We start from the raw sequence: 19,563 nt of genomic DNA on the forward strand, positions 1-19,563 counted from the left end.
TAATTCTACAGAAATGATGATAATTGACATGAATGTTTTTTAATAAAACATATAAAATAAAAATTATACAATTTAATTTTGTTGCGATATTCTGCGCGGGTTATATGCCTTTATTGTCACATTTTGCTTTTTTCGTTGGGCCATTGCGATAAGTACTGATCTTCCAGCGAATGAATTGACAAGCCCGAACCTTGGTTCGGGCTTTTTTTCGTTCTGACGAATACTCAAACAGCCGTATTATTCAGCACCGCTCTTTTCCGCTTTACCTGCCAGTTGAGCAAGGAAGTCATAGCGTTTTTGCAGATCCGCCGTCGCATCCTTCCAGAGCTGTTCAGCAACGTCTGGCTGCTGTGCATTCAGACGGCGGAAGCGTTGCTCGTTGAGCAGCGTCTCTGCCAGCGCGTCTGACGGTGGACGGGAGTCCAGCGCCAGCGGCAGTTTACCCTCATCGGCGCGACGCGGGTCAAAGCGGTACAGCGGCCAGAAGCCGGTAGCCGTTAACTGACGCATCTGATCGTGGCTCAGCGCCAGATCGTAGCCGTGTTCTTCACATGGGCTGTACGCAATGATCAGCGATGGCCCCGGATACGCTTCCGCTTCCTGGATTGCTTTTACCGTCTGATTTAACTGCGCGCCCAGCGAGATCTGCGCGACATACACATGACCGTACATCATCATGCTCACCCCCAGATCCTTACGCGCTTTGCGCTTGCCGTGTTCGCCAAACTTCGTGACCGCGCCAAGCGGCGTCGCCTTCGACGCCTGCCCGCCGGTATTGGAATAACACTGCGTGTCCAGAACCAGAATATTGACGTTCTCGGTCAGGCTCAGCACATGATCCAGACCGCCAAAGCCAATATCGTAGGCCCAGCCGTCACCGCCAATCAGCCAGATTGATTTCTCAATCAGCGCATCGGCATCGGTTAACAGTTCATGCGCGCCGTCGACATCTTTCAGATGCTGGCGTAATGCGGCGACCTGTTCACGACGAACTTCCGGCGTCGCGTCGGCGTGCAATGCGTCGTTTAAATCCGTTGGGATGCGATCGGCGAACTGTTCCAGCAGACGCATGACGCGCACGCGATGTTGATCAACCGTCAGGCGAAAGCCCAGACCGAATTCGGCGTTATCTTCAAACAGCGAGTTCGCCCATGCGGGGCCGCGACCGTTGGCATCGGTGGTGTAAGGCGTTGAAGGCAGATTACCGCCATAAATAGAAGAACAGCCGGTCGCGTTGGCAATTAACATGCGGTCGCCATACAGCTGGGTCAGCAGCTTGATATACGGCGTTTCACCACAACCGGAGCAGGCGCCGGAGTATTCGAACAGCGGCGTGATCAACTGAGAGGTGCGAATATCAATACGCTCCAGCTTGCTCTTGTCGATTTCCGGCAGATTGAGGAAGAAGTCATAATTCACTTTTTCTTCTTCGACATGCTCAAGGCGGGACATCATGTTGATGGCCTTGATTTCAGGGTTCTGGCGGTCTTTCGCCGGGCAAACTTCAACACAAAGGTTACAACCCGTGCAGTCTTCCGGCGCCACCTGCAATACGTATTTCTGACCACGCATATCGCGTGATTTCACATCCAGCGAGTGCAGACTGGCCGGGGCGTTCTCCATTGCTTCCGGCGAAACCACTTTAGCGCGGATCGCCGAGTGCGGGCAGGCGGCGACACAGTGGTTACACTGGGTACACAGCTCTTCTTTCCAGATAGGGATCTCTTCGGCGATGTTGCGTTTTTCCCAACGGGTCGTCCCCATCGGCCAGGTGCCGTCTGGCGGCAACGCCGAAACGGGCAGGGCGTCACCAAGCCCGGCGAGCATGGCGGCTGTAACCGTTTTAACGAAATCGGGCGCTGCGTCAGACACCACCGGAGGACGATTTGCGCTGTGCGGGTCCACCGCCTGCAACGGAACTTCTGTTACCGATTCGCGCGCCAGCGCCAGCGCCTGCCAGTTACGCTCAACCAGCTCCTGGCCTTTACTGCTGTAGCTTTTCGCTATCGCTCCCTGTAATTCCGCCAGCGCGCTATCACCAGGCAGAATCTGCGTCAGGTGGAAGAAGGCCATCTGCATCACGGTATTAATACGTGCCGCCAGTCCGCATTCGCGGGCGATTTTAGCCGCGTTAATCACAAAGAACCGCGCTTTTTTCTGGTTCAGCACCGCCTGAACTTCCTGCGGCAGACGTGCCCAGACTTCATCTGCGTTGTACGGCGTATTGAGCAGGAAAATACCGCCTGGTTTCAGACGTTCTGCCATCTGATATTTATCAATAAACTGCAACTGGTGGCAGCCGACAAAATCAGCCTGCGCCACCAGATAAGCGGAACGAATCGGCTGCTCGCTGACGCGCAGGTGAGAGACCGTCAGCCCGCCAGCTTTCTTCGAGTCATAGACAAAGTAACCCTGTGCATACCACGGCGTGGAGTTACCAATAATCTTGATGTTGTTTTTGGTTGCAGAAACGCTGCCGTCGCTGCCCAGACCGTAAAATAGCGCTTCCAGCTTCGCTGTACCGGGCAGGGTGTTTTCCGGCAGGGGCAGAGACAGATTAGTGACATCATCATAGATGCCAACCGTGAAGCGGGATTTGGGTCTGGCGCTCGCCAGTTCGTTGAAAACAGCCAGCACGCAATCGGGGCCAAACTCTTTTGAGGAGAGACCATAGCGCCCGCCGATCACCCGCGGTAAGGTTTCTCTCTCGCCGCTGTTGAATGCCTCCGCCAGCGAGGTCATCACATCCAGATACAATGGTTCGGCCTGTGCACCAGGCTCTTTGGTGCGATCCAGTACGGCGACGGTACGTACGGTTTCCGGCAGCGCCTGTAATAAATGTTTTGCTGAGAACGGACGGAACAGACGGACTTTCAGTACGCCCACTTTTTCGCCGCGCGCCAGTAGCTCGTCCACCACTTCCTCACAGGTGCCGATTGCGGAACCCATCAGAATAATGACGCGTTCCGCCTGCGGATGGCCATAGTATTCAAACGGCTTGTACTGGCGACCGGTGGCCCCGGCGAAATCATTCATTGCCTGTTCAACGTGGTCATAAACCGCGTTGTACCACGGGTTCGTGGCTTCACGGGACTGGAAGTAGGTATCCGGGTTGGCAGACGTGCCGCGAATCACCGGATGTTCAGGATTGAGCGCGCGGGAGCGGTGCGCGTCAATTTCAGCCTGCGGCATCAGTTTCAGAATGGTGTCATCTGCCAGCGGCACAATTTTATTGATTTCATGCGAGGTACGGAAACCATCAAAGAAATGAATAAATGGTACGCGGCTTTTCAGCGTGGCAATCTGCGAAATGAGCGCGAAATCCTGCGCTTCCTGAACGCTACCGGCGCTCAGCATGGCGCAGCCGGTCTGGCGAACCGCCATCACATCAGAGTGATCGCCAAAAATAGACAAGGCATGAGTAGCAATGGTGCGTGCGGCGACGTGGAGTACAAACGGCGTGAGCTGTCCCGCCAGTTTGTACAACGTTGGGATCATCAGCAGCAGGCCCTGAGATGAGGTAAATGAGGTCGAGAGTGCGCCGGTCTGTAATGCCCCGTGAACGGTGGCGATGGCGCCGCCTTCCGACTGCATTTCTACGACGCGAGGGGTATCGCCCCAGACGTTCTTAAGCCCGTTTCCGGCCCAGGCATCCGCCTGCTCAGCCATTGTCGAACTGGGCGTAATTGGGTAGATGGCGATAACTTCGCTGGTACGGAATGCGACCGAAGCAACCGCGCCATTACCGTCAATAGTGATCATATGACACCCTTACATTGCACAAAAAGAGGGACTCGCGAAACATCGGCGGGCCCTGATAGTTATCTCTCTATTTTAGCAAACCCCGATCTCTACCATTTTCGCTTTTGTGTCCCTGGAATAGAGGGAATGAATGATTTGATCAAAGAGAGGGCAAAAAAATTGCTAAAAAATGTCAATGAACCGCATAAATGGGCAGTTTGCCTCTCGACGACGCAGGGCAGCCTGCCTATTATTTATGGCGGTGTCGTTTTGGCTAACGTTCAGAGGGGAGAGAGATGCGCGCAGCGTTTTTAGTGGGGTGTGCCGCGTTATTATTGTCGGCCTGTAGTAATGAGCCTGTTCAGCAGGCGACGGCAGCGCATGTTGCGCCGGGGTTAAAGGCGGCAATGTCCAGTTCCGGGGAAGCCAACTGCGCCATGATTGGCGGGTCGCTCTCTGTTGCCCGTCAGCTTGACGGATCGGCGATTGGCATGTGTGCATTACCCAACGGCAAACGCTGTAGTGAACAGTCGCTCGCCGCTGGAAGCTGCGGCAGCTATTAATGCACTAAATCAGCCAGTCGGAACATCAGCGTTTGTTCTGCGGTCGCCAGCGTCAACTGGTTAGCCGTTAAGTCGACCTGCGCGCCTTGTTTGAGCATCGCGCTAATGGTGTGATCCAGTTCATTTAACTGCGGGTCGGCGCACATCATACGCGTCATCGCCATTTCTTTGACTTTCAGCTCGCCATCAGACAGCTTGCCCTGGCCGCTGAAGCGGTTGCACATGCGGCCGGAAACCGTCATTTTTTCACCGAAGCTTAACTCCGGGGCGTTCTTACCCGCAGCGACTGGTTTTCCGTTTACACTCTCCAGAACAAAACGGTGATGCTGTAGCTGATCACGGTTAACGGAGACTTTTCCATTGCTGACGCAGCCTGCCATAAGCATGCTGAGTGCAACCAGTGCGACGATCTTCTTCATTAAAACTCTCTACATTTGCTGACGGGAAATCATTCATAATTGTAATGATATAGCCTGGTATATCATCGGGGATTATCTGAAAGTGCTCCCCTGAACGCAGGGGAGCAGAAGGGTCAGAACAGGGCGTTCGGGCAGGTTTCACCTTTTGAGAGCTGTTCCAGATTTTGCAGAGTGGTTTCCGAGATGCTGGTCAACGCTTCCGCAGTCAGGAAAGCCTGGTGCCCGGTGAATAGCACGTTATGGCAGGCAGACAGACGACGGAATACGTCATCCTGAATCACATCGTTGGACTTGTCCTCAAAGAACAGATCGCGTTCGTTTTCATAGACGTCCATCCCCAGTGAACCAATCTTCTGGTTTTTCAGCGCTTCAATTGCCGCCTGCGAATCAATCAACGCTCCACGACTGGTGTTGATCACCATTACCCCGTTTTTCATCTGATCGAACGCGGCATGATTAAGCAAATGGTAGTTTTCAGCTGTCAGCGGGCAATGCAGAGAAATGACATCAGATTCCGCAAACAGCGTCGGCAGATCGACATACTCCACGCCAAGCTCCAGCGCGGCGGCGCTTGGGTAAGGATCAAACGCCAGCAGTCGCATACCAAAACCTTTCAGAATACGCAGCGCGGCGACGCCGATCTTGCCCGTCCCGATCACGCCAGCCGTTTTACCGTGCATGGTAAAACCGGTCAGACCTTCCAGTGAAAAGTTTGCATCACGGGTACGTTGATAAGCGCGATGAATGCGACGGTTCAGCGTCATCATCATACCAATCGCATGTTCGGCGACGGCTTCAGGAGAATAGGCCGGGACGCGCACGACTTGCAGACCCAGCTCTTTTGCGGCGTCCAGATCGACGTTATTGAAGCCAGCGCAACGCAGCGCAATGTATTTTACGCCGTGCTTTTTCAGCTCTTCCAGAACCGGGCGGCTGCCGTCGTCGTTAACGAAGATGCATACCGCCTCGCAACCGTTGGCGGTTTTTGCCGTTTTTTCAGTCAGCAGAAAGTCAAAAAATTCAAGTTCAAAACCAAAGGACTCGTTAACATGTTGCAGGTACTTCTTGTCGTACTGCTTTGTACTGTAAACAGCGAGTTTCATAAGACTTTCTCCAGCGATGGTGGAATAACATTGAATCAATTAAAATTATCTTACAAAATTTAAAAAATAATTGATAGGCGTGACCATGACATAATGAATAATTTTAGAACATCTCTTCTTAAGGCACCTATCATACTAAAATTAAACAACTTTCTTTAACACATATTTCCCTTTCGGTCATTCTGAACCCACGCCTTATCAGTGGGTCAGTTACTCTTCCACAGACTGACGTATCCTTTCTGTAGCGAATCAGGCTGATAGACGTTCGTAACGTCGAACAACCGACAGACATAACCTGCAAACCCTCACTTTCATACGAAATCACCTATCGCTTCAATTGATTGACAAAAATTGATAATTGCTCCGCTCATCGCTCCATTCCATGATGAATTTAATGCATTTTTTCATTTGCTGTGATGCTTATCACATTTCTGTAAATTTCACCAATTGTCCTGTCTGGTGTGACCAGCGGTAATTTCCCTTTTATTTTTTGCACTTATTTAAACAGGCGTTGATATGCTCCTGTTATCCCGTTTATCAAGGGATTGTCAAAGGATTCCAAATAAGCATAATTTAACCAAGAAATTAGTTTTGTTATTTTAACTTGAATCCTCGTGATTTTTATTAACACGTTTAATACAAACAAGAGTGGAGGGGTGATATTGCCGTAACTTAATACATACTATTAACAACACAGCATGTTAAATCCTGTCTTATCCGGCGAAGTTAAGTTGGAGGTGTTATTATGACTGCGCGCAGTATCGTAGCGACTTTTTAATGGAATAAAAATGTACGCGATGAATCTGTCGATGAATAAGCCTGGAACAGTAAGCAAGATAACCTTATTGAATAAACCAATTTCAATAACTGAAAATGCCTGCTCTACATGTAGTCTACTGGAGCAGCTTCACAGGTATCCTTCAGCTACTGTCGTAATATATGGGCGGCCGTCTTTATTTTTGAGTTTCTGGCTGCATGTTCGGGAGTGTTACCCGTGCGCAGCATTGATATTTAAGCATGGCTATTTTTTGCCTGTGGATGAGACCATTGCTGAGTTTTTTAACTACTTCACTATTGAAGGGAGAAGCGGTGTAAAACACCACGAGAAAACAATACAGCGTGTAATTTATTTTCTTCCTCCTGTTTTACTAAGGAAAGAATCTGTTCAGGATACAGCATATCTTACGGATACAGTACCTTTACTTAATGAAATAACACATGCGCGACTTTCTTCCGGGAGGTTATCGAAGCTGTCTAAAAGTGTTCTTGCACTAATACTTTCTGGCTTCAGTCGAGAGATGATAGCAATTAATTTAAAAGTTGGAATCAGGCAAGTCTGGTTGATTGAAAACTTCCTACGCAAAAGATGGCGAATTCCAGATGGTTGTTCTCTGGTTGAGTCTGTTTATTTCTGCAATAGATAAAAATTGTTCCTAATTTTAATTTAAGGGTGTTTACATGCATAAGAATGTTATGGCCTCTATGTTAGGTGTGGTTTTGTTCGGTGCTCTAAGCAATATCAGTTGGGCAGCGGACCAGAGTGAAGATCTCAACGCAACAGTCACTAAACGTGAGCTATATACCCAACTGGCTACATTAGCTCAATCCCTTTCTCAAAAAGGGGGCGTTTCTAAAGAAGAACTGATCAACTATATAGATAATCATGTAAAGGCTACAGATAAAAGTACGAGAGAGTATGTTGATAATGCTATTAGTGCTCAGGATATCTTGCAGAGTGTTTATACTGATGCTTTAGCGGAGCGTATTGATGCTCAAAATCGCTCACTGGCTTCACAGCGGGACGCAATAAATACGGTGAAACAGGACGTGACCGTAAGCGTTGGGAAGGTTAATAAAGAACTGGATGAACAAAAGGATGTTCTGCGTGGCGAAATCGGCCAGGCCAAAGCTGATGCAATTGCACAGGCTGACAATAATGCGAAAGTCGTGCGTGGCGAGCTTAAGCAGCAGGGTGACTCCCTGCGTGGTGAAATCGGCAGCGCCAAAAGGGATGCCTACGCACGGGCCGACAGTAATGCAAAAGCCGTGCGTGGCGAGCTTAAGCAGCAGGGTGATTCCCTGCGCGGCGAAATCGGCAGTGTCAAAAGGGATGCTTACGCGCGTATAGACAGCAATACGGAAACTGTTCGTGGCGAGCTTTCTCAGACCAGCAAATATTTATCTGGAAAAATCAATGCTAACCAGTCTGCGGTCAGTAAGAATAGTCGCCGTTTAGATCTTCATGAATCCTGGCAAAAAATGGCGACAGACAGAATGAATGGTCTGCAAAAACAGATATCTAACAACCGCAAAGAAATTCGTGAAAGTGCAGCTCAGAATGCGGCGCTTGCAGGTTTATTCCAGCCTTATAGCGTGGGTAAATTTAATGCTACTGCGGCATTGGGAGGATATTCAGATAAGCAGGCAGTAGCCGTTGGGATCGGCTACCGCTTTACAGACAATGTTGCAGGTAAAATGGCAGTTGCGGCCGGTGGAGATTCCGTTTCATGGAACACGGGTATTAGTCTGGAGTTCTGATTAAAGCTTACAGCAGGGGGTATTTTACTCCCTGCTCATGGAGCAATAATGAAAATTATCATCGCGACGCATGATTTTTATTTTCAGCAAGGCGCTGAAGTATTATTCAACTCGTGTGAGGCACTTGGCGTTGAACATTTTAACAGCGAAAAAGAAACGTATTTTATTATCTGTGATAATGAGTTCGCCGGACTCATGAGCATACTTTTCTACGGGTATGATTTTTACCTTGCCTGCAAGTCAGAGCCTTGCAATATGAAGCATGGATCTTGTTTGAATGACCAAGGTAAATCATTAACACATAATGAAAGAATTATCGCTTTCCTTTTATACTATAAACACTTTAGTGTAGAGCAAATCGCCAGGATGAGAGGTCGAAGTAAGAAAACAGTATATTCGCATATTTACAATATCAAGAAAAAAATCGGCTTAAAAAATGGAATGCACCTGCCATTTAAAAGTAACGGCATTGATCGGAATGCTTTTTTTGAACTGATATTTCTCATCTGAGATAAAATCTGGCTGGCATCTCATTATTATCTTCCCGGAGAATATGAATGAAGAATTTCATTAATCGATTTATTCGCTCAGATTACGATATCGTCATTCTTCGCCTGAGCGTTATCGGTGTATTTATGCTGTTTGGTACTTATAAATGGTTTGATTTTGAAGTTATGGCCCTGGAGCCTCTGATTTCATCAACATGGCTCAATATTCTGTATTTGATTTTTGGTGTCCACGGGGGAAGTTATTTCCTTGGCGTTATGGAAACCATTACATTTCTTGCGTTGATCATTGGCTTCGCCCGACCTGGTGTTGGCATATCTGGCGATCTCATTGTTATCACTACAGGAGTAACGACTCTGAGCCTGCTGCCACAACTGGGGAAAATTGACAGCTTCATTATCAAGGATGTTCTCTTGATTGGCGCTGGCGCAGTTTTGCTGAAATATGACCTTACCCGGTATCTGGCATTCAGGAATGGAACATACCGGGTATAAACGCTGCTACAGAATGGCAGGAATGTGAACCCTGGCAGAGGATCTGCAAATGGTCAGTCCTCTGCGCCTCTGTTTTCCGTAATAAATCAGGAGACTGAGTTAATTCAGTACAAAATGTTTGCCTGACTGCGGATGTGCGCCATCATGGTGAGATGGCAGAAGGATCGGATACTAACGCTCTGTTATATCATCAACTTTATCATTTCTAAGACGGCCTCAAAATTGTTGGGTCGCGGCAGAACATCTATCCTTAGTGAGGGCGACGCCTTCAACTGAGCGCCCAAACATGCCACAATACGGGCCTTACCGGCTTAATTTTTGCTAAATCAGGATATTAACTACCCATGAAGGGTAAATACAAAGCCGTTCTCGCGCTACTTTTATTATTGATCCTTATACCGTTAACGCTGCTCATGACGCTTGGCCTGTGGCTTCCTACTCTGGCGGGCATCTGGTTACCGGTTGGTACGCGTATCGCGCTGGATGAAAGCCCGAAACTTACGCGCCACGGCCTGCATATCCCGGAGCTGCGTTATCTGGTGGAGGACTGCCCGTTAGCACGCATGAGCGGCGCGGAACTCACCCATCCCAGCCGCTGGCAGCTGAATATCGGTACGCTTGAACTGGACTCCGCCTGTCTGGCAAAACTCCCTGAATCTGAACCATCGCCCGCGGCGCCGCGCACGCTCGCAGAATGGCAGTCTATGCTGCCTGATACCTGGGTTAATATCGACAGGCTTATTCTTTCTCCCTGGCAGGAATGGCAGGGGAAATTGTCGCTTTCGCTGACGCCAGCCCTCCAACAGATTCGTTATCAGGGCGAGAAGGTCAACTTTCAGGGGCGGCTGCACGGGCAAAACTTCACCGTCAGCCAACTGGAGGTGAGCGCCTTCGAAAATCAGCCCCCTGTAAAACTGGAAGGGGAATTTACGCTGCCTCTGGTGCCGGACGGGCTGCCGGTGAACGGACACGCCGTCGCAACGCTGAGCCTGCCGCAGGAACCGTCGCTGGTGGATGCGGAACTGGAGTGGCGGGACAACGCCGGACAGCTGATCGTCATGGCGCGCGGTAACCCGGAGCCGCTGCTCGATCTCCCCTGGCAGGTCACTCGCCAGCAACTTGCCATCAGCGATGGACGCTGGAACTGGCCGTATCAGGGCTTTCCGCTGAGCGGACGTCTGGGGATCAACATTAATAACTGGCAGGCAGGTCTTGAAAATGCGGTGATAAGCGGCCGGTTGAATGTTCTGACGCAAGGCGATGCGGGTAAAGGCAATGCGGTGCTGACGATTGGGCCAGGCAAGCTGAGTATGGATAACAGCGACATGCCCCTGCGTTTAACCGGTGAAGCGAAACAGGACGATCTGATTTTTTATGCAGTACTGCCGACACAGCTCACCGGCAGTCTGGCCGATCCACAACTGACCTTTGAACCCGGCGCGCTGTTGCGTTCTCGTGGCCGGGTGATTGACTCTCTGGATATTGACGAAATTCGCTGGCCGCTGGCTGGCGTAAAAGTCACCCAACGCGGAGTTGATGGCCGATTACAGGCAATTTTACGCGCGCACGAAAATAAGATGGGCGACTTTGTCCTGCATCTTGATGGGCTGGCGAATGATTTTCTTCCCGATGCGGGGCGCTGGCAGTGGCGCTACTGGGGCGAGGGCAGCTTCACCCCGATGAACGCCAGTTGGGATGTCGCCGGGAAAGGAGAATGGCACGATAACACCATCACGCTGACCGACCTGTCCACCGGGTTCGATCAACTGCAATACGGCACGATGACGGTGGCGTCTCCGCGCCTGGTGCTCGATAAACCGATCGTGTGGGTTCGTGATGCCGGGAACCCGACCTTCAGCGGCGCGTTATCGCTGGATGCGGGCAATACCGTGTTCACCGGCGGCAGCGTCTTACCGCCGTCAACGCTCAAATTCAGCGTTGAAGGAACGGACCCAACGGTATTCCAGTTCAAAGGCGACCTGCACGCTGGGGCGATTGGGCCAGTACGGGTAAATGGGCGCTGGGACGGCATTCGTTTACGCGGGCAGGCCTGGTGGCCAAAACAGTCGGTTACGGTCTTCCAGCCCTTGCTGCCTCCTGACTGGAAAATGAATTTGCGCGCAGGCGAACTGTACGCGCAGGTGGCTTTTTCCGCCGCAGAGGATCAGGGGTTCGAAGCGGGTGGACACGGCGTACTGAAAGGCGGTAGCGCCTGGATGCCGGATAACCAAATCAACGGCGTCGATTTTGTGTTGCCGTTCCGTTTCAGTCAGGGCGCCTGGCAACTGGGGACGCGCGGGCCGGTGTCATTACGCATTGCAGAGGTGGTAAACCAGGTCACCGCGAAAAATATCACGGCCGATCTCCAGGGAAGTTATCCGTGGAGCGAAGAGAATCCTTTATTGCTGAGTGACGTGAGCGTGGATGTGCTGGGCGGCAAAATCATCATGAAACAGCTGCGTATGCCGCAGCACGATCCGGCACTGCTGCGGGTGCAAAATGTCTCTTCCAGCGAACTGATCAGCGCGGTGAATCCCAAACAATTTGCGATGTCCGGCCCGGTTAGCGGCGCGCTTCCGCTGTGGCTGAGCAATGAAAAATGGATCATTAAAGACGGCTGGTTAACCAATCCTGGCCCGATGACGCTGCGTATCGATAAAGATACCGCCGATGCGGTCGTCAAAGACAATATGGCGGCGGGCGCGGCAATCAACTGGTTACGCTATATGGAGATTGCCCGTTCGTGGACGAAGATTAATCTGGACAATCTGGGCGTGCTGACCATGCAGGCGACGGTCACGGGTAAAAGCCATGTGGACGGTAAAGTCGGCACGGTTAACCTGAACTATACCCATGAAGAAAATGTCTTTACGCTCTGGCGCAGTTTGCGTTTTGGCGACAACTTACAGGCATGGCTTGAACAAAACACCGCGTTGCCGGAAACCCGTTGCCCGGAAGGCAAGGAATGTGAGGAACAACAATGAAAACGATGATTGCCATGCTGGCGCTCTTCTTACTGGCTGGCTGTACGCCGCGTATTGAAGTTGCAGCGCCGAAGGAACCGATCACCATCAATATGAACGTCAAAATTGAGCATGAAATTCATATCAAGGTTGATAAGGACGTGGAAAGTTTATTGAAGTCACGCAGTGATTTGTTCTGAGGTCATGATGAAAAAACAGCTTAGAGCGGCCGTTCTTATCCTGAGTTTATTGAGCTGCAACGCCATCGCGTTGACCCTGAGCGAAGCGAGAACGCAAGGGCGAGTGGGGGAAACGCTTAATGGTTATCTGGTGGCGTTGGCAACCGATCCAGAAACGCGCTCGCTCGTCAGTGAGATTAATAAAGAGCGTAGCGCCAGTTATCAACAGCTGGCGAAAAGCCATCAGATTCCGGTGGATGAGGTGGCGAAAATGGCCGGACAAAAGCTGGTCGACCGTGCAAAGCCGGGTGAGTATGTGCAGGGCATTAACGGTAAGTGGCTGAAAAAGTAACGTTGCCACACGTTGGTAATATCTGATTTTACCTTCAGTTGATGGAAAGCATTCGTCATGATGTGATTAATTAGTGCACTATGACAAAAGTTCATAGATTATCAGGGAATGATGATGACGCTTTATCAGATAAAGCCCGCTTTTCAGGCGCTTCTGCGCCCATTGATGTTCTGGTTGTACAAACACCATGCCACCGCTAATCACGTCACCCTTGCAGCGATGGCGCTTTCCCTGATCACCGGTGCGGTGTTAGTTTTCTTTCCTCATCCTGATTTATTTTTTCTGCTTCCTGTCGTGCTGTTTGTGCGTATGGCGCTTAATGCGTTGGACGGCATGCTGGCGCGAGAGTGCAATCAAAAATCACGTCCTGGCGCCATTCTCAATGAGACTGGGGATGTTCTCTCTGATGTCGCTCTCTACCTGCCTTTTATGCTGCTGCCATACAGTAATACGTTGCTGGTGCTGCTCATGTTGTTCTGTGCGGCAATGACCGAGTTTTGTGGTGTGCTGGCACAAACCATCAATGGCGTGCGCAGCTATGCCGGGCCGTTGGGGAAAAGCGACAGGGCGCTGGTGTTTGGTGCCTGGGGACTGGGGTTGGCGATCTGGCCAGAGCTTTTGCATTGGAATAACGCCGTGTGGGGCGTTGCAATCGTGTTGCTGCTGTGGACGGTCATCAACCGCTGCCGTAGTGCATTACATGACGAGGAGGCGAAATGATGTTGCTGGAGAAATCGCTCGCGGTCATTTTTGCGCTTTTGCTGGTGGCAACGGTAGTCAATGGATTACTGGTGCTGCTGCGTCCAGGGAAAGACTGGCAGGAACTGACGCTGCGTATTCGCACATGGTGGGTGATTATCGTGCTGTTTTCGCTGGCGATGCTCAGTCCGCAATGGCTGGCGCTGACATTTTTCGCACTGGTGAGCTTTATAGCGCTAAAAGAGTTTCTGACGCTGGCACCGTCGCGACAATCAGACCGTATGCCACTGCTGTGGATGTTTATTGCCATCCCCATCAATTACTGGCTGATTGGCATTGGCTGGTACGGCATGTTTGTGGTGTTTATTCCCGTTTATGTTTTTCTGTTCTTACCTGCGCGGATGGTCCTTACAGGCGATACGCAGGGCTTTTTACGTACCGCGTCTCAACTGCACTGGAGTTTGATGACGACAGTATTTGCCTTCAGCCATGTCGCCTTTTTACTGGTACTGCCTGCGGATGGTCTACAGACCGGCGCACTGTTGGTGCTGTTTCTGGTGGGGCTGACCGAATTCAACGACATTGCTCAATACCTGTGGGGGAAATCGCTCGGCCGTATCAGAGTCATTCCGAAGGTCAGTCCGAATAAGACCCTGGCAGGATTGCTGGGGGGCGTGGTAACGACGGCGGTGGCGGCAATGATTCTGGGGCCGCTGCTTACGCCGTTAAACTGGCCGATGGCGCTGTTGGCAGGTGTGATTATTGGCATAACTGGATTTTGCGGTGATGTGGTGATGTCCGCGATCAAACGCGATATCGGTGTTAAAGACAGCGGCACGCTGTTACCCGGACATGGAGGCATCCTTGATCGGCTCGATTCGCTGATCTTTACCGCGCCCGTCTTCTTTCATTTCATTCGTTACTTCTGCTACTAACCTATGATGACGCGTATCCTTCGTCCGTTGTTTGCGCTGTGCATCGTCTGGCCGATCATGTGGTTGTGGCTTGGTCTGCGTGTTAAATATCAAGAAAGATTGCCGAAAAGCGGCCCGGCGATTGTGGTGGCCAATCACAACAGTCACATGGATGTCTTCGCGCTACTTTCTCTTTTTCCACTCTGCCGTCAGGCTGAAGTGCATCCCGTCGCGGCGGCTGATTATTTCTTGCGTAATAAAATCATGGCGTGGTTTGCGCTCAATATTCTCAACATTATCCCCATTTCACGTAAAGGCGGAGAGGCTAACCCTCTGGCACTGTGCGAGCAGGCATTGCGTGAGGGAAAAACATTAATCCTTTTTCCAGAAGGCACGCGCGGCGAGGCAGGTAAGCTGTCGCCGCTGAAATCAGGGTTATGGCATTTGAGCCAAAGCATGCCGGAAGTCCCGATTATTCCTGTCTGGCTGCGGGGAACAGAGCGAGTGATGGCCAAGGGAAACCGTATTCCGCTTCCGCTGTTTATCGGCGTCACGGTAGGTAACGCACTGAGTTTTAATTCCGATAAAAACACGTTTATGGACGATCTGAAGTGCCAGTTGGTAGCGCTTTCGCAACAAACAACAGGAAGTCATTCCCATGATTAATACACGGGCGCCTGAAGAACGGCAATTTTTAACCAGTGACAACGTTGAGCTGTTTTATCGCTACTGGCCCGCAACGTCGGCAGGGGCAACGCCGAAAGTGATTGTCCTGTTCCATCGCGGACATGAGCATTCTGGTCGTCTGCAACATATTATCGATGAACTGGCGATGCCGGATACGGCGTTCTACGCCTGGGATGCCCGTGGGCACGGGCGCTCGCCGGGCCCGCGCGGGTACAGTCCATCGCTGGCTCGTTCGGTTCTGGATGTGGATGAGTTTGTTCGTTTTGTTGCAACTGACAGTCAGGCCTCAATAGAGGATGTGGTGGTTGTGGCACAAAGCGTTGGTGCGGTGTTGGCGGCAACCTGGGTACATGACTACGCCCCGACCATCCGCGGTCTGGTGCTGGCATCACCGGCGTTTAAGGTCAAACTGTATGTGCCGTTTGCCCGCTCAGGGCTGGCGTTGATGCACCGACTGCGCGGGCTCTTTTTTGTTAACTCCTACGTGAAGGGCAAGTATCTGACCCACGACCCGGCGAGGGTGGCAAGTTTCAATCAGGATCCGCTGGTCACCCGTCCTATCGCGGTTAATATCCTGCTCGATCTCTACAAAACGGCAGAGAGAATTGTCAGCGATGCCAGCGCGATCACCTTGCCAGTGCAGATGTTGGTCTCCGGGGAGGATTACGTTGTTCACCGCCAGCCGCAGATCGATTTCTACCAGAGACTGCGCAACCCGCTAAAAGAAATTCATATTCTGCCGGGGTTTTATCACGATACTCTGGGTGAAAAAGAGAGGCATCTGGCGTTTGATAAAATGCGCGTGTTTATTGATACGCTCTATGCTCTGCCTCCTCAACGTTTTGACTATAGCGACGAAGACCGCTGGGGTCCGGGGGCGGATACCTGGCGAATGTTAAGCGGTGGGCCGGAACCTTATTCGCTAAATGACATCGCTTATCGTACCTTGCGCTATGGCATGAAGATGCTGGGGACGCAATCCACTGGAGTCCGTCTGGGATTTGAAACGGGGTTTGATTCTGGCAGTACGCTCGATTATGTCTATCGCAATCAACCGCAGGGTAGCAGCGCACTGGGGCGTCTGATTGACAAAAACTACCTCAATAGCGTGGGCTGGAAAGGGATCCGTCAGCGTAAAATCCATATGCAGATGTTGATTCAGCATGCGGTTGCCAAACTTGCTGAGCAGGGAACGACGGTGCGGGTGGTTGATGTTGCTGCTGGTCACGGGCGTTATGTACTTGATGCGCTGGAAAGTGAAACGGCAGTGGATGAAATTTTGCTACGAGACTACAGCGAATTAAATGTGGCGAGAGGCCAGGAAATGATAGCGTCTCGCGCAATGGCGGCACGTGCGCGTTTTGAAAGGGGGGATGCTTTTAACCGTGAAGAACTGGCTGCGCTGCTACCTCGACCGACGCTGGGAATTGTCTCAGGACTGTATGAATTGTTCCCGGAAAATACGCTGGTACGTAATTCTCTTGCCGGGCTGGCAGATGCCATTGAGCCGGGAGGTATTCTGATCTACACCGGTCAGCCCTGGCATCCACAGTTAAAAACCATCGCCTGGTCGTTGACCAGTCATAAGGATGGAAAAGCATGGGTGATGCGTGTGCGTACGCAAGGCGAAATGGATGCGCTGGTGTGGGAGGCCGGGTTCGATAAATGCGCTCAACTGATAGATGGGTGGGGAATTTTCACCGTTTCTATGGCGGTGCGTCGCGCATCATGACAACCCGACGTTCTGTTTACCGGCAAGGTATAGGCTGGTTACTGCTGCTTGCTCCGTTTTTCTTTTTAACCTACGGGCAGGTTAACCAGTTTACCGCCGGGCGAGATAACATTAGTAGTCTGGTTTTTGAGTGGGAGCGGCATATTCCTTTTGTGCCCCTGACTATTATTCCTTACTGGAGTCTGGATCTGCTGTACGGCCTGTCGCTATTCGTCTGTACAACGCTGAATGAACAGCGGCGACTGGTCTGCAAATTAGTGTTGGCTTCACTGATTGCCTGCATTGGCTTCTTGTTATTTCCGCTGCAATTTACCTTCACCAGACCGGAGATAACCGGTCCGGCCGGTTGGCTCTTTGGTCAGCTTGAACGGTTTGATTTACCGTACAATCAGTCGCCGTCGTTGCATATTATTTTGTGCTGGTTGCTGTGGCGGCACTTCCATCGTCATCTGAAGGGCAAATGGCAAGCATTGAACGGTGGTTGGTTTTTGCTGATTGCCGTATCGGTTCTGACTACCTGGCAGCACCATTTTATTGATGTTATCACCGGGCTGGCAGTGGGTATGGTTATCGACTGGTTGATTCCGGGACAGGGGCAATGGCGTTGGCGCATCGCCTCTGGTAAGCGTAAGATTCTGGCTACTCGCTATCTGTTTGGTGTACTGGCGTGTCTGGCTGGCACGTTTGTGACGCCCTGGTTGTGGTGGCCGACATTGGCGTTGCTGATTGTGGCGCTGGCTTATGGTGCGCTCGGCGTCGAGGCATTACAAAAAGACAGGACGGGGCGGTTAACGCCCGCCGCCTGGTGGCTGCTGTTTCCCTGGCGACTGGGGATGATGCTCTCTATGCACTGCTATACCCGCCGCTTACCGGCGGTCAGCCCTCTGGTCGATGGGCTGTTTTTAGGTGCGTATCCGTGCAGACCTGTGGAGCAACAGGCGGTACTGGATCTGACCGGTGAGTTTCCCCGCTCCCACGCTTCGCAAGACGTTGTCTATTGTTGCGTACCGATGCTGGATCTGGTTAAACCGGACTACGACACGCTTTATCAGGCAGTGGGTTCGCTGGAGCAATTGCGCATCACTCATGGCAGCGTCCTTATTCACTGCGCGCTGGGACTGTCACGCAGTGCATTGGTGGGGGCGGCATGGTTATTGTATCGCTATCCGGGGTTAGGTGTTGATGACGCAGTTGATCGACTACGAAAGACGCGACCGCAGGTTGTTTTTACATCTGAACATCTGGAACTGTTAAAACAATGGAAAACAGAAGTGACAACATAACTAATAAGCATCTTCTACAGGCTCGCTTGTTGATGCAAACGCTTAATAGCTGGCGTTTCTTTTTGCTCTTCACTTTCCCACCGCTGGCCTGGGCTCTCCTGCTCTCACCACCGGGAATACTCCGCACAATGATCGCTATGATGAGCGGCATTGTCTGGTTTGGTTGCTGGCGACTGTGGCTTGATGCTCAGTATTTTTCTCTTATCAACGAAGAAAATAACGAGCAAGCTGGTGAAGTGCTTTGCTTTATCTGGCAGCGAGAAAAGCTACTGACGTTGACGCTTGCCGGGCGGCGGCAGGGGGCGTTAAAGCAGTGTCAGCGTACGTTGTACTGGGTTGCCATTCTGTGGCTGGGATGGTTGATGCTGTTGTTGTTCTATTGAGATATTGATTCTACGTATTTTCTGTTTTGTATGATAAAGCGCGATAATTTGCAGGGTAAGTTTCTATACTGTCTGCTCCGAAGCGATATTCAGCAAGAGGGGCAGTTATGGCAAGTCACGGTAATTCAGCGACGTTTTCTCTCGGTTCCCGGCAGGTAAAACGGCTGGGGTATGGGGCCATGCAACTGGCAGGACCTGGTGTATTTGGCCCGCCGAGAGACCGTCACGTCGCGCTGACGGTGCTTCGGGAGGCGATTTCGCTGGGTGTGAATCACATTGATACCAGCGATTTTTACGGCCCGCATGTTACGAACCAAATCATTCGAGAAGCGCTGCATCCGTATCCTGACGATCTGGCGATCGTTACCAAAATTGGCGCCCGTCGCGGGGAAGATGCGTCGTGGTTGCCCGCTTTCTCGCCTGCGGAACTGAAGCAGGCGGTTCACGATAATCTGCGTAATCTCGGACTTGATGTGCTGGATGTGGTCAACCTGCGCGTTATGTTCGGCGACGGTCATGGCCCGCATGAAGGATCTATCGAAGAGAGTTTTAGCGTGCTGGCTGAACTTCAGCAGCAGGGGCTGGTGAAGCATATCGGTCTGAGCAATGTCACCGCGAACCAGGTGGCTGAGGCGAGGAAGATTGCCGAAATTGTTTGTGTGCAAAATGAGTACAACATTGCCCATCGCCAGGATGACGCACTTATTGACGCGCTGGCGGGCGAGGGTATCGCTTATGTGCCGTTCTTCCCGCTGGGCGGGTTTACGCCGTTGCAGTCATCAACGCTCTCCGACGTTGCCGCCAGCCTGAATGCGACGCCAATGCAGGTAGCGCTGGCATGGTTGCTGCAACGTTCAGCCAATATCCTGTTAATTCCGGGAACGTCGTCAGTGACGCATTTGCGTGAAAATATGGCGGCAGGGGATTTGCAACTTTCGGATGAGGTTCTTGCGGTGCTGAATGGCATGAATGCCTGATGGAGGTTATCCGGCCTGCGGGAGGATGA

Annotated in this window: 18 protein-coding genes; 15 read left to right on the forward strand and 3 right to left on the reverse strand. The window is 51.3% G+C overall.

The window, feature by feature from the left end:
* Nucleotides 1-237 precede the first annotated feature (237 nt).
* A complete protein-coding gene (gene nifJ, locus OGV82_RS16000) occupies nucleotides 238-3,762 on the reverse strand; it encodes a pyruvate:ferredoxin (flavodoxin) oxidoreductase (protein ID WP_047463581.1) in 3,525 nt (1,174 codons plus the stop codon).
* Between the two features lie 275 nt (nucleotides 3,763-4,037).
* Here nifJ and OGV82_RS16005 point away from each other — a divergent pair, with 275 nt between their 5' ends.
* Nucleotides 4,038-4,304: a putative hemolysin gene (locus tag OGV82_RS16005; RefSeq protein WP_012132302.1), complete on the forward strand. Its 267-nt coding sequence runs from the start codon at nucleotides 4,038-4,040 to the stop codon at nucleotides 4,302-4,304.
* Here the strand turns inward: OGV82_RS16005 and hslJ are convergent.
* Complete coding sequence (gene hslJ, locus OGV82_RS16010) at nucleotides 4,301-4,723, reverse strand: heat shock protein HslJ (protein WP_047463583.1); 423 nt, start codon at nucleotides 4,721-4,723, stop codon at nucleotides 4,301-4,303. The two genes, OGV82_RS16005 and hslJ, sit on opposite strands and share 4 nt — an antisense overlap.
* A 113-nt stretch (nucleotides 4,724-4,836) precedes the next feature.
* The gene (ldhA, locus tag OGV82_RS16015; protein ID WP_012132304.1) at nucleotides 4,837-5,826 is read right to left on the reverse strand and encodes a D-lactate dehydrogenase; all 990 of its coding nucleotides are present in this window, start codon (nucleotides 5,824-5,826) and stop codon (nucleotides 4,837-4,839) included.
* A gap of 788 nt (nucleotides 5,827-6,614) precedes the next feature.
* On the opposite strand from ldhA, the gene OGV82_RS16020 reads away from it, so the two are divergent.
* From OGV82_RS16020 to OGV82_RS16085, 14 genes are all read left to right on the forward strand, one after another.
* Nucleotides 6,615-7,250, forward strand: a complete 636-nt coding sequence (locus OGV82_RS16020) for a hypothetical protein (RefSeq protein ID WP_127891267.1) — start codon at nucleotides 6,615-6,617, stop codon at nucleotides 7,248-7,250.
* A 34-nt stretch (nucleotides 7,251-7,284) separates the two neighbouring features.
* Entirely contained in the window at nucleotides 7,285-8,364 is a 1,080-nt protein-coding gene (locus tag OGV82_RS16025) for a YadA-like family protein (protein ID WP_052194493.1), read from the forward strand.
* A 48-nt stretch (nucleotides 8,365-8,412) separates the two neighbouring features.
* Nucleotides 8,413-8,874, forward strand: coding sequence for a helix-turn-helix transcriptional regulator (locus OGV82_RS16030; protein WP_047463585.1), 462 nt, complete (start codon nucleotides 8,413-8,415; stop codon nucleotides 8,872-8,874).
* A gap of 47 nt (nucleotides 8,875-8,921) precedes the next feature.
* A complete protein-coding gene (locus OGV82_RS16035) occupies nucleotides 8,922-9,365 on the forward strand; it encodes a DUF417 family protein (protein WP_012132309.1) in 444 nt (147 codons plus the stop codon).
* A gap of 344 nt (nucleotides 9,366-9,709) precedes the next feature.
* On the forward strand, nucleotides 9,710-12,349 hold the full coding sequence (locus tag OGV82_RS16040) for a YdbH family protein (RefSeq protein ID WP_047463587.1): 2,640 nt from the start codon (nucleotides 9,710-9,712) through the stop codon (nucleotides 12,347-12,349).
* Nucleotides 12,346-12,528, forward strand: a complete 183-nt coding sequence (locus OGV82_RS16045) for a YnbE family lipoprotein (RefSeq protein WP_012132311.1) — start codon at nucleotides 12,346-12,348, stop codon at nucleotides 12,526-12,528. Before OGV82_RS16040 ends, OGV82_RS16045 begins: the two co-directional genes overlap by 4 nt.
* 7 nt (nucleotides 12,529-12,535) lie before the next feature.
* The gene (locus OGV82_RS16050) at nucleotides 12,536-12,859 is read left to right on the forward strand and encodes a YdbL family probable chaperone protein (RefSeq protein ID WP_047463589.1); all 324 of its coding nucleotides are present in this window, start codon (nucleotides 12,536-12,538) and stop codon (nucleotides 12,857-12,859) included.
* A 114-nt stretch (nucleotides 12,860-12,973) separates the two neighbouring features.
* Nucleotides 12,974-13,579 carry a CDP-alcohol phosphatidyltransferase family protein gene (locus OGV82_RS16055; RefSeq protein WP_047463591.1) on the forward strand — a complete coding sequence of 202 codons (606 nt, stop codon included), beginning with the start codon at nucleotides 12,974-12,976 and terminating at the stop codon, nucleotides 13,577-13,579.
* Nucleotides 13,576-14,493 carry a phosphatidate cytidylyltransferase gene (locus tag OGV82_RS16060; RefSeq protein ID WP_047463593.1) on the forward strand — a complete coding sequence of 306 codons (918 nt, stop codon included), beginning with the start codon at nucleotides 13,576-13,578 and terminating at the stop codon, nucleotides 14,491-14,493. The genes OGV82_RS16055 and OGV82_RS16060 overlap by 4 nt, the downstream gene beginning before the upstream one ends.
* A 6-nt stretch (nucleotides 14,494-14,499) precedes the next feature.
* Entirely contained in the window at nucleotides 14,500-15,138 is a 639-nt protein-coding gene (locus OGV82_RS16065) for a lysophospholipid acyltransferase family protein (protein WP_047464081.1), read from the forward strand.
* Nucleotides 15,131-16,891 (forward strand): bifunctional alpha/beta hydrolase/class I SAM-dependent methyltransferase, encoded by a 1,761-nt coding sequence (locus tag OGV82_RS16070; protein ID WP_047463595.1) that lies wholly within the window; start codon nucleotides 15,131-15,133, stop codon nucleotides 16,889-16,891. The genes OGV82_RS16065 and OGV82_RS16070 overlap by 8 nt, the downstream gene beginning before the upstream one ends.
* Entirely contained in the window at nucleotides 16,888-18,174 is a 1,287-nt protein-coding gene (locus OGV82_RS16075) for a phosphatase PAP2/dual specificity phosphatase family protein (RefSeq protein ID WP_047463597.1), read from the forward strand. The genes OGV82_RS16070 and OGV82_RS16075 overlap by 4 nt, the downstream gene beginning before the upstream one ends.
* A 32-nt stretch (nucleotides 18,175-18,206) precedes the next feature.
* Nucleotides 18,207-18,557, forward strand: coding sequence for a hypothetical protein (locus OGV82_RS16080; RefSeq protein ID WP_306414154.1), 351 nt, complete (start codon nucleotides 18,207-18,209; stop codon nucleotides 18,555-18,557).
* A 107-nt stretch (nucleotides 18,558-18,664) separates the two neighbouring features.
* Nucleotides 18,665-19,534, forward strand: coding sequence for an aldo/keto reductase family oxidoreductase (locus tag OGV82_RS16085; RefSeq protein WP_047463600.1), 870 nt, complete (start codon nucleotides 18,665-18,667; stop codon nucleotides 19,532-19,534).
* Nucleotides 19,535-19,563: the final 29 nt, after the last annotated feature.

Source organism: Citrobacter sp. CK191, from assembly GCF_030333435.1.
Taxonomy (GTDB): domain Bacteria; phylum Pseudomonadota; class Gammaproteobacteria; order Enterobacterales; family Enterobacteriaceae; genus Citrobacter_B; species Citrobacter_B koseri.

What these genes read in the sequence shown, in the direction of transcription:
- nifJ (WP_047463581.1), bottom strand. Translation starts at nt 3,762, where the DNA reads ATGATCACTATTGACGGTAATGGCGCGGTTGCTTCGGTCGCATTCCGT.
- OGV82_RS16005 (WP_012132302.1), top strand. Translation starts at nt 4,038, where the DNA reads ATGCGCGCAGCGTTTTTAGTGGGGTGTGCCGCGTTATTATTGTCGGCC.
- hslJ (WP_047463583.1), bottom strand. Translation starts at nt 4,723, where the DNA reads ATGAAGAAGATCGTCGCACTGGTTGCACTCAGCATGCTTATGGCAGGC.
- ldhA (WP_012132304.1), bottom strand. Translation starts at nt 5,826, where the DNA reads ATGAAACTCGCTGTTTACAGTACAAAGCAGTACGACAAGAAGTACCTG.
- OGV82_RS16020 (WP_127891267.1), top strand. Translation starts at nt 6,615, where the DNA reads ATGTACGCGATGAATCTGTCGATGAATAAGCCTGGAACAGTAAGCAAG.
- OGV82_RS16025 (WP_052194493.1), top strand. Translation starts at nt 7,285, where the DNA reads ATGCATAAGAATGTTATGGCCTCTATGTTAGGTGTGGTTTTGTTCGGT.
- OGV82_RS16030 (WP_047463585.1), top strand. Translation starts at nt 8,413, where the DNA reads ATGAAAATTATCATCGCGACGCATGATTTTTATTTTCAGCAAGGCGCT.
- OGV82_RS16035 (WP_012132309.1), top strand. Translation starts at nt 8,922, where the DNA reads ATGAAGAATTTCATTAATCGATTTATTCGCTCAGATTACGATATCGTC.
- OGV82_RS16040 (WP_047463587.1), top strand. Translation starts at nt 9,710, where the DNA reads ATGAAGGGTAAATACAAAGCCGTTCTCGCGCTACTTTTATTATTGATC.
- OGV82_RS16045 (WP_012132311.1), top strand. Translation starts at nt 12,346, where the DNA reads ATGAAAACGATGATTGCCATGCTGGCGCTCTTCTTACTGGCTGGCTGT.
- OGV82_RS16050 (WP_047463589.1), top strand. Translation starts at nt 12,536, where the DNA reads ATGAAAAAACAGCTTAGAGCGGCCGTTCTTATCCTGAGTTTATTGAGC.
- OGV82_RS16055 (WP_047463591.1), top strand. Translation starts at nt 12,974, where the DNA reads ATGACGCTTTATCAGATAAAGCCCGCTTTTCAGGCGCTTCTGCGCCCA.
- OGV82_RS16060 (WP_047463593.1), top strand. Translation starts at nt 13,576, where the DNA reads ATGATGTTGCTGGAGAAATCGCTCGCGGTCATTTTTGCGCTTTTGCTG.
- OGV82_RS16065 (WP_047464081.1), top strand. Translation starts at nt 14,500, where the DNA reads ATGACGCGTATCCTTCGTCCGTTGTTTGCGCTGTGCATCGTCTGGCCG.
- OGV82_RS16070 (WP_047463595.1), top strand. Translation starts at nt 15,131, where the DNA reads ATGATTAATACACGGGCGCCTGAAGAACGGCAATTTTTAACCAGTGAC.
- OGV82_RS16075 (WP_047463597.1), top strand. Translation starts at nt 16,888, where the DNA reads ATGACAACCCGACGTTCTGTTTACCGGCAAGGTATAGGCTGGTTACTG.
- OGV82_RS16080 (WP_306414154.1), top strand. Translation starts at nt 18,207, where the DNA reads ATGCAAACGCTTAATAGCTGGCGTTTCTTTTTGCTCTTCACTTTCCCA.
- OGV82_RS16085 (WP_047463600.1), top strand. Translation starts at nt 18,665, where the DNA reads ATGGCAAGTCACGGTAATTCAGCGACGTTTTCTCTCGGTTCCCGGCAG.